This window comes from Dolichospermum sp. LEGE 00240, assembly GCF_015207875.1.
Taxonomy (GTDB): Bacteria; Cyanobacteriota; Cyanobacteriia; order Cyanobacteriales; family Nostocaceae; genus Dolichospermum; species Dolichospermum gracile.
In genome coordinates this window covers 39,810-55,172 of record NZ_JADEVZ010000030.1, presented here as the reverse complement: position 1 = coordinate 55,172, position 15,363 = coordinate 39,810, and the positions used below count along the sequence as shown (strand labels likewise).

Sequence of the window (15,363 nt, the reverse complement as noted above, 5' to 3'; positions counted from 1 at the left end):
TCAGATGTGTATAACAGACAGCCCTACTCCCCTGCCCAACTTCCTCCTCACACAATGTTATTAAAACCTTCGTTCCCAAAAATGGGTTGGCAATCCTGGCTTAAACCCTGGCAACAAATGGATGGGCTACTATTTCTTCTCCCCGTTGCTGTTAGTATGTTCGGGGGGCTGATGATTCTGAGTACAGAATTAAAGCAACCTGTAACAGACTGGTGGTGGCACTGGCTGATAGCGGCGATTGGTTCAACTATTGCCTTATTTTTAGCTCGTTGCCGTTATGAAAACTTAATGCAGTGGCATTGGTTCACCTACGGGCTGACCAACTTTAGTTTAATAGCTGTGATGCTCGCTGGTACTAGTGCCAAAGGCGCACAGCGTTGGATTAGTATTGCTGGTTTTAATGTCCAACCCTCAGAATTTGCTAAAGTAGGCTTAATCATTACCTTGGCTGCATTGTTACATAGGCAGACTGCTTCTACGCTTGAGAGTGTTTTCCGTGTCTTGGCAATTACGGCTGTACCTTGGGCATTGGTATTTTTACAGCCAGACTTGGCAACATCACTGGTATTTGGGGCAATATTTTTAGGAATGCTGTACTGGGCAAACGCTAACCCCGGCTGGTTAATACTGATGATTTCTCCGGTCATAGCAGCAATCTTGTTTAGTATATCTTGGCCAATGTTAACACCCATAGTTTTATCTAAAGACATATCATTGAGCATATTGGGTTTAATATGGGCAGTAGCGATGGGGATAGTTGGTTGGGTTAGTCTGCCCTGGAAGCGGTTTAGTATTGGTGCTATTGGATCATTATGTCTTAATCTGCTTGGTGGCGAATTAGGCATTTTTGCCTGGAATCATATCTTAAAGGAGTATCAAAAAAACCGACTTAGTGTATTTATTAACCCTGAACATGATCCTCTTGGCGCTGGTTATCACCTGATTCAATCTCGCATTGCTATTGGCGCCGGTGAAGTTTGGGGTTGGGGTTTGTTTAAAGGTCCCATGACTCAACTCAATTTTGTTCCTGAACAACACACAGATTTTATTTTCTCCGCTGTTGCTGAAGAATTTGGTCTGGTGGGGTGCTTAATTTTACTATCAGTTTTTTGCTTGATTTGCTTTCGTTTACTCCACGTAGCTCGAACAGCCAAAGATAACTTTGGTTCACTTTTAGCTATTGGTGTTTTGTCTATGATTGTGTTTCAACTGATTGTGAACGTGGGGATGACAGTTGGTTTGGCACCGGTGGCGGGGATTCCCCTACCTTGGATGAGTTATGGACGTTCGGCGATGCTGACTAACTTTATTGCGATCGGTATAGTAGAATCTGTGGCTAATTATCGTCAACGCCAAAAGTATTATTAGGGAATAGGTGACAGGTGACAGGTGACAGTAAAAATAAGGCAAGAAGATAATAAATATTTCCCTGTTCCCTATTCCCTATTCCCTATTCCCTAATAAGCATTAAGCTATTAATAGGAAACTATTGAAGGTAAGTAAGATGATCCTGCCTGGAGCAACTGTTCGCGTCAAAAATCCCGCAGATACATATTATCGGTCTGAAGGACTTGTCCAACGAGTGAGTGATGGTAAAGTAGCTGTATTATTTGAAGGTGGTAATTGGGATAAAATAATTACTTTCCGCTTAACAGAATTAGAACCTGTTGAAACTACAGTTCCGAAAAAAGGGAAATAGTAATTTAGTCTTTAGTCATTAGTCAGTAGTTATTAGTTATTTACTAAGACTATTGACTAATGGCAATTTTAAAAAAATTCTGCAATTCCTATAAGTAATGCGACAGAATTAATTACACAATGATTTTGCTGTTCCCTGTTCCCTGTTCCCTGTTCCCTATTCCCTATTCCCTATTCCCTATTCCCTATTCCCTATTCCCTGTTCCCTGTTCCCTGTTCCCTGTTCCCTATTCCCTATTCCCTGTTCGTTAACTGCTTATGCGTCTACCTTTACCACAGTTTGCTATTGAAAATCGCCATCCTCATCACTTTGCAGAGATAATTGAAACGACAAGTACGGAATTTTTGGCTCAGTGTTTAGAACCAGAAGACTTGAGTTTTCCACCAATGCCAGCTTTTGGGAGTTGGGTTTGCGCTGTGGACGAAGAATCGGGTAATCAAGTTTATGCTGTAGTTTATCATGCCACAACTATGCCCATTGATTCTGTACATCGGGCGGTTGCACTAGGATTATCTTTAGAAGCTTTGCGTGAGGAACAACCCCAGATATTTTCTATGCTCAAAACTGAATTTCGAGCGGCGATTGTGGGATTTAAGGAAAAGTCTATAAATATAGGTAATAATGGCAGGGTATATCAATACTTACCACCCCGTCCACCACAAATCCACCAGGCTGTTAATCATTGTCAGGCAGAAGAAATTATTCAGTTTACGGAAGAACTAGATTTTTTACGAACATTACTTTTTATTAGTGGTGCGCCTGTAGATTCTTTAGCTGCCGCCGCTATTCGAGGAGTATACCAGTTACGAAAAACTGATAGAGAATGGTTGATTAAAGCTGGAAGACATCTGAGTATGTTACTCAAAGATGATTATGATCGGTTGCGGTTTATTTTGAGCCAAATTCACCCTTAACCATAGAGTATTACTATTTTGGAGATGTCTAATGTAAAATATGACAGTTGTATTAGATGCTGTGAATGTGATTGAGCGTTATACCTTGCCCGAAATGGGCGATTTGTGGAGTGAAACCTATAAGCTGAAAACCTGGCTAGATGTAGAGATCGCAGTTTGCGAAGCACAGGCAGAACTGGGTTATATTCCAGCAGCAGCAGTAGAGGAAATTAAGGCTAAGGCGAATTTTGACCCGAAACGGGTGCTGGAAATTGAGGCAGAAGTTCGTCATGATGTGATTGCTTTCTTGACAAATGTTAATGAATATGTAGGTGATGCAGGACGCTATATTCACTTGGGTTTAACTAGTTCTGATGTTTTGGATACTGCTTTATCGCTACAATTAGTTGCTAGTCTGGATCTGTTGTTAAAACGCCTAGAAGATGTCATTGATGCTATTCGTAAAAAAGCTACTGCCCATCGCCATACGGTAATGATTGGGCGATCGCATGGTATTCACGCTGAACCGATTACCTTTGGCTTTAAGTTAGCTGGTTGGTTAGCGGAAGTGTTGCGACACCAAGAACGGTTGCAAATTCTCAAAAAAACGATCGCTGTCGGTAAAATATCCGGTGCTGTGGGGACTTACGCCAACATTGAACCCCGTGTAGAAGCGATCGCTTGTGCAAAACTCGGACTTAAACCCGATATTGCCTCTACTCAGGTAATTTCCCGTGATATTCATGCAGACTTTGTGCAACAGTTAGCATTACTGGCTGCATCCATAGAACGTTTTGCTGTAGAAATTCGTAACCTGCAAAAAACAGACGTTTTAGAAGTTGAAGAATTTTTCGCCAAAGGGCAAAAAGGCTCTAGTGCTATGCCTCACAAGCGTAATCCCATCCGTTCGGAACGATTAACAGGGATGGCACGATTAGTAAGAAGTCATGCAGGGGCAGTATTAGAAAACGTCGCTTTGTGGCACGAACGGGACATTTCCCATAGTTCTGTAGAACGAGTAGTTTTACCAGATGCTTGCATTTTGACTCATTTCATGCTGCATGAAATCACCCAATTGGTAAATAACCTGTTGGTTTATCCCGAAAACATGGCACGAAATCTTAACTGTTATGGTGGAGTCGTCTTTAGTCAAAGGGTATTATTAACCTTAATAGATAAAGGACTAAATCGAGAAGCAGCCTATACTATAGTCCAAGAAAGCGCCCATACTGCCTGGAACAAACCAGAAGGCAACTTCCGTGATTTAATCAGCACAGATCCTCGCGTCACTCAAAACTTATCCCCAGCAGAAATAGAAGCCTGTTTTGATCCACAACATCATCTCAAGCATTTAGAACAGGTTTATCAACGATTGGGTATTTAGAACTGGAATTGGGGAATTGGTGATTGGGGGTTTTAAACGGAAATAATTATTACCCATGACCCATGACCCATTCATTACCAATCACCACAACTAATGTAAAAGTCCGATAACGTGCAGTAAGCCTTTACCAGTGATTAATTCAATAATCAACCCAATAAAACCTAGCATGGCTATCCGACCATTCCAAACTTCTGCGCTGGTAGTGATTCCCCATTCCCACCGTTCTTGGGGATACATTTTCACCCTTTTTTTCATTTGGGTAACTTGAGAGAGTTTGAGATTAGGTTGTTGCAGGACATCAACTATCAGGTCGCATAGAGCTTTGATAAAAACTGGATTGGTGTTGGGGGCAGGAACTCGTCCGAAGTTGTGTATTCCTGCTTGTTCAGCTATTTCTCGATATTCAATGTCAATTTCTTGCAGTGTTTCGATGTGTTCAGAAACAAAACTAATGGGGACAACTACCAAATCTTTCACACCTTTAGCGCCGAGTTCGTTCAGTGCATCTTCTGTGTAGGGTTGTAGCCATTCTACCGGACCAACACGACTTTGATAGGCGAGGGTGTGGGGATTGGGACGATTGAGAGTTTGCATAATTAAGGTTGTGCATTCCTCAATTTCTACTTGGTAGGGATCTCCTGCTTCCTCTACATAACTTTTAGGTACACCATGTGCGCTGAAGAATATATGCACGTGATCAGGATGTGGAAACTTATCAATTTCGCCAATTATGAGTTCTGCCATTGCTTGTAGATAACCTGGTTCTTTGTACCAAGAGGCAATGACGGTATATTCAAGACTTTGGAGTTTGGGGTTTTCTTTCCATAGTTGTTCTAATAACCGGAAACTAGAACCGCTGGTGCTGATGGAAAATTGGGGGTAAAGTGGGAGAATTACTAACTTATCAATGTTATCTTGGGTAAGTTGGGCGATCGCTTCCTCTGTATAAGGATGCCAATAACGCATTCCCACATAGATATTAGCTTCTTGTCCTAATTCACCTAACTTGGCCTTGATAGCTTCTCCTTGTTCCTCTGTAATCCTTCGTAAGGGAGAACCGCCGCCAATTTGCTTATAATTTTCTTGAGATGTTTTTTCTCGGCGTGTAGCAATAAACCAAGCCAAAGGTTTTTGCATCCAGCGAAACGGTAAACGGATAATTTCGGGATCTGAAAACAGATTATACAAAAAAGGTCCTACATCGTCTAGTTTATCAGGACCACCGAGATTAAGTAATAATACCCCTATACGACCCATAGCAGTTACTTTCCCCCAATCCTTACAGATTTTTCACTAATGTTAACAATATATCTTTATTAAATATAAAGCTTTATCGGCAGGAAAAATACAATGGCAACAATTTTTAGAGATTTAAGTTATAGATACCAATGGCTATATGATGGTATATCCCGGTTAGCGGCTGTGACTGTGGGTGGTGAACCTCGGTTTCGTCGACTGGCTTTACAACATTTAAACCTACAATCAGATACTCAGATTTTAGATTTATGCTGTGGTAGTGGTCAAGTAACCAGATTTTTAGTAAATTTTTCGGAAAATGTCACCGGCTTGGATGCTTCTCCATTATCTATCAAACGATGTCAGAAAAATGTGCCAAATGCTACTTATGTAAAAGCATTTGCTGAGGATATGCCGTTTGCAGATAATTTGTTTGATGTGGTACATACTAGCGCAGCCTTACACGAAATGCAGTCAGAACAACTCCGCAAAATCATTAAAGAGGTTTATCGGGTATTAAAACCGGGAGGAGTTTTCACTTTGGTGGATTTTCACCCCCCAACAAATCCGATATTTTGGCCGGGGTTGGCGGTATTTTTCTGGTTGTTTGAAACCCAGACGGCTTGGGAATTGTTGAAAACGGATTTACCTGGTTTGTTACGAGATTTTGGTTTTGATGTGGCTAAACCTAGTTTATATGCGGGTGGAAGTTTGCAGGTAATTCAGGCAAGAAAAATTGTTGAATAGGAGTCAGCAGTCAGCAGTCAGCAGTCAGCAGTCAGCAGTCAGACAGGGAATTAATTCCCTGTCTAAAAGCTAAAGTCGGTTTAAACCGACTATTGGGAAACCAGGAAAAGGTTCTAAGTAGGGCTTGCTGAATAAACCTAGAACTGAGATATATCAAGAGTTTGAAGGTAAAAAAGGTGAAAGAAGTGCAAGGAATAAGGGTTGAAATTAGCAAAAACCCATCACTTTACCAGATTTAATACTATTCTTCTCTTCTTCTAATTCTTCCTCCTGACTCGGTGACTCCTGACTCCTAGCCCTCTCAGACAACTTTTATGGCTTACGCCACGCTACGCTATCAGCAAACCCTAAGTAATTTGTTCTGTTTGTGTTTCTACTTTTTGGCCAATTTTTGGTTCTGTACCCGCAATTAATCGCTCAATATTGGTGCGGTGACGGATAATTACATATAAACCGCCAGTAATACCAAGAAGAATGTAGGCTAACGGTTGGTGGAAAATTACCATAAAAATGGAAACAGCCACAGCCCCAGAAATAGAACTTAAAGATACAATTCTAGAAATGGCAATGACTACTGCAAATACTCCTAATGTTGATAATCCCACCTGCCAATTTATAGCTAGTAAAATTCCCACACCACTAGCCACAGATTTACCACCAGTGAAGCCAAGAAATATTGATTTACTATGTCCTAAAAGGGCGGCTAAACCAACTAATGTAACTAAATAAGGTTGCCAAATTTCGGGATTTACAGTTGATGGAATTAAGTTTTGACTATAAGCAATGTTAAATAAGGCACAACCTAAATTTATGGCTAAAACTCCTTTTAAAGCATCAATTAATAACACAAATGCCCCTGGAACTTTACCCAAGGTTCTCAAAACATTAGTTGCACCTGTTGAACCAGAACCAACTTCCCGAATATCAATTCCTTTTAATAGCTTACCTGCTAGATATCCAGTTGGAAAAGAACCGCATAGGTAAGCTAATAAAACTACCACTCCACACAAACTTAACCAAAGAAACATAAATTTGTCAGTTGTTAGTTGTCAGTTGTTAGTTGTCAGTTGTTAGTTGTTAGTTGTCAGTTGTCAGTTGTTTTACCAATGACCAATGACCAATGACCAATGACCAATGACCAATTACCAATTACCAATTACCAATTACCAATTACCAATTACCAATTACCAATTACCAATTAAAAATCATCATCAAAATCTCTATCTTTCATGGTTTTTGGGTCAGGGGCAAAAGCTAACCAGAGAGGGAATTGTAGTAACGCTAAACTAATTTGTTCCTCAGAATCATCAATGATAATTAAAGGCATTTGGTTAGCTTTAACTAATCTCTCGGCTTTTTGGGCTAAAGCTGTCGGTGCTTCAAATAATACCACTCCTCTGTCTGGTCCAAAATCGGGACGACCGATACCTAAACAATCTTGTAAACCGCGTCGCCATTCGCCTAAACGTTCTGGAGTATTTGCTAAAATTAGGGTTCGCACGGGATAGCTTCGCTCGCCGGAGGCATCGCCATATAATTGATGTAATATAGAAATTGCCGATGAAGCAATGAGAATATTCTGTAATCGGCTACCCATTGTCCGCAAAGCACCCCGTCCACCAAGGGTAAATAACCAATTTGAGATTTTTTCTGCATGAATTGGTTCAAAGGTGCGGCGTAACTGCCAAGGTGGTCCATAATAATCTGGTTGGTTGCGGTATTGGTCAAGTAAGCGGCGGATTTTTTTAGTAGTGTCCTGAAACTGCTGTTGACCAAGTTGCGGCATTTCTGATAGCGATAGCGTGGCGTTAGCCATTTGTTCTTGCACAGCTTTATCTTCTTTCGGTGCTGGCTTTTCCCGTTCCCGCACAGGTTGTACAAGCTGCATTTGTTCTGCTGCTGATGCCAAATCCTGTAAACTGCCTGTGAGATAGTCTTTAAAACCTTGTACCCGAATTGCTATATCTTGAGATGTGCCGGCAAAGGTTGTCCGCATTTCATTACGAATTCGTTCCTGACGACGTTCGAGTTGTTCGACAGAAATTTGTAAGGCTTGTTTGCGTTGTTCTAACTGTGATAATGAGTCTTGAACAATTTGCGAGAGTGCGGTTTGAGTTACACCAATTTGCGTCCGCAGGTTGGCATAAGTAGTTTCCAATTCAGCAATTTCTGCGCTAAGTTCTGATGACTTTTGCTGTAGTTGGGCTAATCTTTGTTCTGCTTGTATATGTAGTGAATCTTCTGCTTCTAGTTCTGTTGTTGCTGTTGTTGTTGACGTTCCCAATTCACCAGATACTTGAGTTTCTAACTGTAAATCGGTAGATGGTTTTTCTGGTAGTTCATTTGTGGGGAGTTGCGCTTCTATTTGTTCTAACCACTCATTTATGGGTTCTGGAGTTGGAGATTCTTCTGGGTTCATAAACAACTATATAAATTTTCCATGATACAAAAAATATCTTTCTTGAAATATCCAATTGACTAGAATATCTAATCAATGCGTGGACAACGTTCTTCTAGGCAAGATTTTAAGGTTTTGGGGTCAAATAAAATTGGCAGAAAGTGGATGCTGTTCACTTCTTTAAAATAGAACAAAATGGGAACCGGATTCCAGAATATTCGCCAATTTTGCCATTCTTGGTAAGGAAAACGCCTAATTAATTTTTCGCCTCTATAAAGATCAAAGTCAGTAGCGGTAAATTGAAAGCGCAGTGTTACAGCTTGCAACATCAAAAACAAACCCAATAGCGTTAATATTCCCCCCAGCCAAGGTTGTACTAAGAGAACGGGAATGGCGACCAAGACTAAAACAATAGGAATATTGTAACTTGGCTTGAGTTCTACTGTTGATATGATGTTAGGTGTGAATGAACTATGCAAAATCTTTTTCTCCTGTTTCTATAATTCGTAATTTTTAATTACTCTATTTTGCCTCTTACCTTTTGCCTATAAATCACTTTCCTGGCGATAATCCACTACCGGGGCCTTGGAACATGACCCAAGATAAAAAGAAGTTGCTAATAAATATAATTAATAGGGCAGTGACAACAGCAGTTGTAGTTGATTGTCCCACGCCCTTAGCACCGCCTGTGGTAGTTAAGCCCCAGCTACAGCCGATAATGGCAATTAATACACCAAAGCAACAGGCTTTAATCATGGCGCTACCAATATCCCAAATGTCAAGAAAGTCGCGGGCTGAGTCTAGAAATACTGTATCGGATAGGTTGTAAATGCGGGTGGCTATAAGCAATCCTCCAGACATTCCTGTGATTAAGGATAGCAAAGTTAAGACAGGCAGCATGATGAAGCAAGCCAGAAGTCGGGGAATGACTAGATAATCAATAGGATCTGTTTTTAACATTAACAGAGCATCTATTTGTTCTGTAACTTTCATTGTGCCGATTTCTGCTGCGAAAGCTGAACCCACCCGTCCGGCTAAAACTACTGCTGTCAATACGGGGCTAAGTTCTCTGGTTAATGCTACTGCTAATACGCCCCCAACGAGGTTTCCTGCCCCGAAGTTGATGAATTCCCGTGCTACCTGAATTGTGAATACTGCACCCACGAATATGGCTGTTAATAGGGCAATGAAGAAGGAGTCTGGTCCTACTATTGCCAACTGTTCTAAGGTGTTACGACGGTGAATTTTACCTTGAAGGAGGTGAACTATGACTTGTCCACCTAAAAAGGTTGCAGCCAGCAAGCGCTGACTCCATGTTGCTATACTGGATTTGGCCATTGGTCACTGGTGGTGGGGGATAGAATTAACACTAGACAATATGCAAATTATTAACTTAGTTTACGGCTAGTCTCATAAAATTGAGCGAGTTTTTACAGTGTTTTTACTTCTAGTCAACTGGACACTGAGATGTAAGTCCTGATTTTTTCAGGGTTGTACAGGTTTTAAATCTCAAAAATACCCGACACACTTGGGGTAACTATTACCAGTGCAATTTAATGAAAACTTAAGATTCTTGACGAAATGAATGTTTGGGAGCGATCGCCAGTATTGTAGAAGTTGGCAGATAATTTTTCGATTATCTCTCAAGTTACCCACTATCCTGGTTTGATTCATGACTATATTTGGTAATTTTTTCCGATCTTTAGTGCTTACCACCATTTTTAGTTTTTTTGTCCCTGTCTTCCTCGTTGGTGGTTTGTTGTTGGTTTTATCACTTTTTGGCTATGTGCCTGGTCTACAAAGGATAATTTCCGATGTCTCTATGCAAATTCTGCATTTTCTCGCTACTTTCGGCAGCGGTAGTTCCCTCAACGGTCTATTGACAATTGGTTTAACTTGCGGCTTTGTTGGGGCGCTGTTTGATATCTATGTTCATTATCGTTATCAAATTCTTCATACTGATTCTTGAATGTTGCCAAAGCATTTAAGCCATGTTGGTGATTTTAAGGAATCCCACAACAAGTAATCTTAATAATTGCGATCCATAGCTGAGTATTTCTATTTTTACTAGAGGCTATTGGCTCTGTGCTGGAAATTTCTATTTGTTAAGGTCGTTATTTTCCCAAATTTTTGTGTAGTGCAGTGGTACAACACAGTAAGTTTGAGATGGGTATATTTGTGGTGAAAGCTAATATTTTTCAATATTTGGTTCCTATTCCTTAAAAATACCAAATAAAACTACATATAAAATCTAAAAATTTCCTTAAGATTTTTAATAATGATTGGGGTGATATAGCAAGAGTTACCGAGTCAGGGGTGAGAAGTAAAATTCCTCCCCTTGTCTTTGGGACTTTTCCCAATTGGATTATAGGCAAAACCCGTTAGCTTCACACTGGGCGTTCTATATTAAAGATATTCAAAAGATTAAAAAGTTATTTGATTGCCCATGATTTGGCCATTTAAGCCCAACTTTCGGAAACAAATTGCACGGATTGAAGTTAGCGGTGCGATCGCTGGTGCAACTCGTAGGCACGTTCTAGAAGCATTAAAAACCGTAGAGGAAGGTAAATTTCCCGCCTTACTGCTACGCATTGATAGTCCTGGGGGTACAGTGGGTGATTCTCAAGAAATCTACAGTGCCCTGAAGAGATTAGCCAAAAAAATCAAGATTGTTGCTAGTTTTGGGAATATTTCCGCTTCTGGAGGCGTTTATATTGGTATGGGGGCAGAACATATCATGGCGAATCCTGGCACGATTACAGGCAGTATTGGGGTGATTCTGCGAGGGAATAATCTAGAGGTGCTATTGGAAAAAATTGGTGTTTCCTTTCAGGTCATTAAGTCAGGACCGTACAAAGACATATTAGCTTTTGATCGGGAATTAACAGAACCGGAACAAACTATTCTGCAAGACTTGATTGATTGCAGCTATCAACAATTTGTGGAAACGGTTGCTGAGGCTCGTTCATTGACTGTAGAGAAGGTCAGAAGTTTCGCTGACGGCCGAATTTTTACCGGACAGCAAGCCTTAGAATTAGGTGTTGTAGACCGCTTAGGAACAGAAGAGGATGCAAGACGATGGACAGCGGAGTTAGTAGGACTTGATCCTGAGAAAACTCTTTGCTATACGCTAGAAGAACGGAAACCATTTTTGAGTCGTGTTCTACCAGGAGGTCGTCAAGCTAAATCGGTTATTGGTGGGGGAATTGATTGGCTAGAATTTGAAATGTCTACCAATGGTTTACCCATGTGGTTATATCGTCCATAGAAAGTCATAGGGAACAGGTGACAGGTGACAGGTGACAGGTGACAGGGAACAGGTAACAGGTGACAGGTGCTACGCCACGGGGACAGGTGACAGGTGACAGGTGACAGGTGACAGGTGACAGGTGACAGGTGACAGGTGACAGGTGACAGGTGATAGGTGACAGGTGACAGGTGACAGGGAACAGGTAACAGGGAAGAATTATTACAACTGACAAAAGGAGGATTTTGGTAGTGGAATGGCAAATGCGAGCAATTCGGGGTGCAACAACTGTTGCAGAAAATAGTGTCGAAGCAATTCGAGATTCAGTAACAGAATTATTAGATGAATTGGAGCAGAGAAATAAACTCCAACCGGAGGATATGATTAGTGTGACTTTTTCTGTGACCAAGGATTTGGATGCTATTTTTCCAGCAGCGATCGCCCGCAGTCGTCCTTTGTGGGATAGTGTAGCTATGTTAGATGTCCAACAAATGCACGTTGAAGGAAGTTTACCACGCTGTATTCGCTTTCTCATTCACGCTAATTTACCAACTTCTACGCCAATTCACCACGTTTATTTACGTCACGCTGCTAAATTGCGTCCCGATTGGAGTTTACCCCAAACGTTACAAGCTTCACAGCAGGTAGTGGAGACGAAAGTTTAAAATTAGCTGGTCAATAACATAAGTAAAAGTTAGCGCATTCATGAGCTATTACAGTGGTGACGCGGCTGCTCAACCTGCTACTATTGGTGGGAGTATTTTCACTCATCAGGGTACTGGTGTATGTGTAAAGTTAGATGCTTTTTTGGATATTCTTGCCAAAGGTGAAGAGCCGCTTGTCATTGTCACCAGTGAAGGTTATTTTACGAAAATATATAAGTATGTGACTGCGTATAAGGGTTTTGTGTTTTTCACAGAATCCTTGGATAAATTGGATTTTGGTAGCAATATTGAGGTGATTTACGCTCAGAGTTTAGGAACAAATATTTGATTGTGTGAACTATGATTTGTGTGATTAATTAATCATCGTCTAAACTATGATTTATGTGATTAATTTGATTTGTATGATTAATTTGATTTTTCTGATTAATTAATCATCTCAATCATCTAAATCAAAAAAATCACAGTTTAGACAGTTTGGACATTATTCAGATGCTAATAAGTCCCGAATGACGCGAGTTACAGCTTTCTGGGTGACGCGAGTGGCAATTTGTTGACTTAAAAGTTGGACTCCTGGATTAACAATGATTTGGGCTAATTGAGGAGCAAATTTTGTGGCATCAAAGCCTTTAGTGTCTCGTAAAATTCCCGCAATGCGTTTAATATATTCTAAGGTTTGTTGTTGTTCAACTGAGGCTGAAGGAATTTGATGAACTGCGGTAATTCCTACCTTTTCTCGAAGTACATAAGTGAAGTTGTGTAAGGCATTTTTACTGACAGCATCTATACTGTTGAAAAATTCATCAACTAATCTATCACGAATAAATGCACCTCGGTCAGAGGAAAGAAATTCTACTCCTTGATTAACGACCAAGTTCAGATCATATTCTTGGTTACTGCGGGCATTTTTTAACAGGTTTTCTAAACGATTCCAGCGAAATTTCCCATCTTTAAACAGTAATTCTTGTAATGATGTTCTTAACTCGTTTGCGGGATCTGTTAACAGCCTTTTAGCAACATAAGGATAGGCTTCACTGAGAACTTTGAAATCGGGATCTATATAAATTGCAATTCCTTCCAAAGTCACAAGCGAACGAATAATTAAGGCGTAATATGGGGGAACACGGAAAGGATATTCATACATTAAAGCCGATAAATCATCGGTGATGCTTTTAATATTCAAATCGGCGACACTTGCACCTTGGGCGTTAGCAAATACCTTGGCAAAAGCAGGAATAATGGGAGTTAGGTCTGTTTCGGGAGTGAGGAATTCTAACTTTACATAGTCTTTTGCTAAACTATCAAATTCTCGATTAACGACGTGGACAATTGCTTCAATTAAACCATAACGTTGGGCTGGTTTCACTTCGCTCATCATGCCAAAATCGAGATAAGCTAGTTTACCATCCATTGTTGCTAACAAGTTACCTGGGTGGGGGTCAGCGTGGAAAAATCCATGTTCTAATAATTGACGCAAAGAACATTGGACTCCAACTTCAATTAAATACCGGGCATTGATTCCTAAAGCGGCGATTTTTTCGGGTTGAGTTAATTTGATGCCGTTAATCCACTCCATCGTTAAAACGCGACGGTTGGTGTATTCCCAGTAAATTTTTGGTACATAAATATCCTTCATGTGACCATATAATTCAAAAAAGCGTTCTGCATTTTCGCCTTCATGAATATAGTCCATTTCTTCAAAAATGCGATCGCCTAATTCATCCAAAATTCCGACTAAATCACTACGTACCCGCTTGACATTCCGCTGTACCCAAGCAGCCAGTTTCCGTAAAATATACAAATCTATCGTAATTCGTTCCCGTAAATCTGGACGTTGGACTTTAATCGCTACTTCTTCCCCAGTTTTCAATCTGCCTTTATATACTTGTCCCAAGGAAGCCGCCGCAATCGGTTGTGACGACAATTCTGCATAAATTTCTGACGGTACTGCTCCCAATTCTTCTTGAATAAATTGGTAAGCTATTTCATTAGGAAAAGCTGGTAATTGATCTTGAAGTCTAGTTAATTCTTCCAAGTAAATTGGTGGGACTAAATCTGGTCTAGTGGACAAAGCTTGACCAATTTTAATGTAAGCTGGTCCTAACTTTGTTAATAACTCTCTGAGTTGAACAGCGCGACGACGTTCATTTTTAACCAAAATTCTCCATTGCTTATCCCACCATAACCCAAAGACAAAGGCCAGAATTGGTTTTAAAACTGTCAGAATCCGCCGGACAACTTGCAGGAATCGCCCACTATACTGTGCTGCTATTTCCACAGGATCATACAGCACTGACTCCGGTTCAGATCCCTTCCTCACTCTGTGCCTTGGCTGTTGAGAAGCCTGCGCCGATTTGATTACTACGGTCTGTGTACTTTGTTCTGCTACTACCTCAATCACGGACAATTCGCCTCCGCGACTGTCCTCCTGACTTGTTCGAGAACTAGGGGGAAGTGTCTTAACCATCATGAAGAAGCCACCAGTTAAATCAACGTTGTTAAATATTGTAACAATATCTTGTCTTTTCGGAATATGTTTAAAAATTAATGGGAGTCAGGAGTCACCGAGTCACCGAGTCAGGAGTCACCGAGTCACCGAGTCAGAATGAACTTTGTGCGAGTGGTGGATGAATAACCGGGTTTAAGAACCCCATCACATCTACGATTCGGTGAATTTTTCTTCAACAACAATACCTGGCGTTGCTGAATTGAGGTATGAAATTCCCAAATTGAATCTTTATAGGATTTACGCATTGACAAGATTCCCCAAATATGTGAGGTAAATTTTATCCCTTGTAGGGTGCGTCAGACACGATATTTTGACAAAAAAACAGATTCCCTCTATCTGACGCACCCTACTCAATAAGTTATTCCCAAAGCCGAAAACGACGCAATTTCGTTCATTCATATCATGGTAAATTAGTGAGCGTGCGTAAGTCCTACTTTAAAACTCAAACCTCAGTGCGTCTTTGCTACGGCAGTCGCTCATGGGGGAAACCCCCAAGACCGCGCTGCCTCGCCTTTGCGTGAGACTAAAATTCATACCCTTAATCAGCAACGCCCAATACCTTTGCCAAATTGCAAAAAGCGTTAGCGT

At 40.7% G+C, this 15,363-nt stretch carries 15 protein-coding genes; 9 read left to right on the top strand and 6 right to left on the bottom strand.

The window, feature by feature from the left end; all coding sequences use genetic code 11:
* Positions 1 to 54 precede the first annotated feature (54 nt).
* From rodA to purB, 4 genes are all read left to right on the top strand, one after another.
* Positions 55 to 1,368 carry a rod shape-determining protein RodA gene (rodA, locus tag IQ226_RS12085; RefSeq protein ID WP_193895680.1) on the top strand — a complete coding sequence of 438 codons (1,314 nt, stop codon included), beginning with the start codon at positions 55 to 57 and terminating at the stop codon, positions 1,366 to 1,368.
* Between the two features lie 136 nt (positions 1,369 to 1,504).
* Positions 1,505 to 1,699, top strand: coding sequence for an NAD(P)H dehydrogenase subunit NdhS (locus tag IQ226_RS12080; RefSeq protein WP_027402660.1), 195 nt, complete (start codon positions 1,505 to 1,507; stop codon positions 1,697 to 1,699).
* Positions 1,700 to 1,956: 257 nt separating this feature from the next.
* Positions 1,957 to 2,613 (top strand): hypothetical protein, encoded by a 657-nt coding sequence (locus IQ226_RS12075; RefSeq protein ID WP_193895673.1) that lies wholly within the window; start codon positions 1,957 to 1,959, stop codon positions 2,611 to 2,613.
* A 67-nt stretch (positions 2,614 to 2,680) separates the two neighbouring features.
* Positions 2,681 to 3,976 carry an adenylosuccinate lyase gene (gene purB / locus IQ226_RS12070; RefSeq protein ID WP_193895678.1) on the top strand — a complete coding sequence of 432 codons (1,296 nt, stop codon included), beginning with the start codon at positions 2,681 to 2,683 and terminating at the stop codon, positions 3,974 to 3,976.
* Between the two features lie 90 nt (positions 3,977 to 4,066).
* On the opposite strand, the gene hemH is transcribed toward purB, so the two are convergent.
* Entirely contained in the window at positions 4,067 to 5,233 is a 1,167-nt protein-coding gene (hemH, locus tag IQ226_RS12065; RefSeq protein WP_193895671.1) for a ferrochelatase, read from the bottom strand.
* A gap of 93 nt (positions 5,234 to 5,326) precedes the next feature.
* Between hemH and IQ226_RS12060 the strand changes: the two genes are divergently transcribed.
* A complete protein-coding gene (locus IQ226_RS12060; RefSeq protein ID WP_193895669.1) occupies positions 5,327 to 5,959 on the top strand; it encodes a class I SAM-dependent methyltransferase in 633 nt (210 codons plus the stop codon).
* Positions 5,960 to 6,306: 347 nt separating this feature from the next.
* On the opposite strand, the gene plsY is transcribed toward IQ226_RS12060, so the two are convergent.
* The 4 genes from plsY to IQ226_RS12040 form a co-directional block, all read right to left on the bottom strand.
* A complete protein-coding gene (plsY, locus tag IQ226_RS12055) occupies positions 6,307 to 6,987 on the bottom strand; it encodes a glycerol-3-phosphate 1-O-acyltransferase PlsY (RefSeq protein ID WP_193895667.1) in 681 nt (226 codons plus the stop codon).
* Positions 6,988 to 7,157: 170 nt separating this feature from the next.
* Positions 7,158 to 8,378, bottom strand: coding sequence for a DUF3086 domain-containing protein (locus IQ226_RS12050; protein WP_193895665.1), 1,221 nt, complete (start codon positions 8,376 to 8,378; stop codon positions 7,158 to 7,160).
* Between the two features lie 68 nt (positions 8,379 to 8,446).
* Positions 8,447 to 8,836: a DUF3119 family protein gene (locus IQ226_RS12045; protein WP_193895663.1), complete on the bottom strand. Its 390-nt coding sequence runs from the start codon at positions 8,834 to 8,836 to the stop codon at positions 8,447 to 8,449.
* Positions 8,837 to 8,909: 73 nt separating this feature from the next.
* Positions 8,910 to 9,695 carry an MlaE family lipid ABC transporter permease subunit gene (locus IQ226_RS12040; protein ID WP_193895661.1) on the bottom strand — a complete coding sequence of 262 codons (786 nt, stop codon included), beginning with the start codon at positions 9,693 to 9,695 and terminating at the stop codon, positions 8,910 to 8,912.
* A 334-nt stretch (positions 9,696 to 10,029) separates the two neighbouring features.
* On the opposite strand from IQ226_RS12040, the gene IQ226_RS12035 reads away from it, so the two are divergent.
* The 4 genes from IQ226_RS12035 (at position 10,030) to IQ226_RS12020 (ending at position 12,597) form a co-directional block, all read left to right on the top strand.
* Positions 10,030 to 10,326, top strand: coding sequence for a hypothetical protein (locus tag IQ226_RS12035; protein ID WP_193895659.1), 297 nt, complete (start codon positions 10,030 to 10,032; stop codon positions 10,324 to 10,326).
* 477 nt (positions 10,327 to 10,803) lie between these two features.
* Entirely contained in the window at positions 10,804 to 11,625 is an 822-nt protein-coding gene (gene sppA / locus IQ226_RS12030) for a signal peptide peptidase SppA (RefSeq protein WP_193895657.1), read from the top strand.
* Between the two features lie 230 nt (positions 11,626 to 11,855).
* Entirely contained in the window at positions 11,856 to 12,269 is a 414-nt protein-coding gene (aroH, locus tag IQ226_RS12025) for a chorismate mutase (RefSeq protein ID WP_193895654.1), read from the top strand.
* A gap of 40 nt (positions 12,270 to 12,309) precedes the next feature.
* Entirely contained in the window at positions 12,310 to 12,597 is a 288-nt protein-coding gene (locus tag IQ226_RS12020; RefSeq protein ID WP_027402670.1) for a hypothetical protein, read from the top strand.
* A 153-nt stretch (positions 12,598 to 12,750) separates the two neighbouring features.
* Here the strand turns inward: IQ226_RS12020 and IQ226_RS12015 are convergent, their stop codons facing one another.
* Positions 12,751 to 14,736, bottom strand: coding sequence for an AarF/ABC1/UbiB kinase family protein (locus IQ226_RS12015; RefSeq protein ID WP_193895652.1), 1,986 nt, complete (start codon positions 14,734 to 14,736; stop codon positions 12,751 to 12,753).
* Between the last annotated feature and the right edge of the window lie 627 nt (positions 14,737 to 15,363).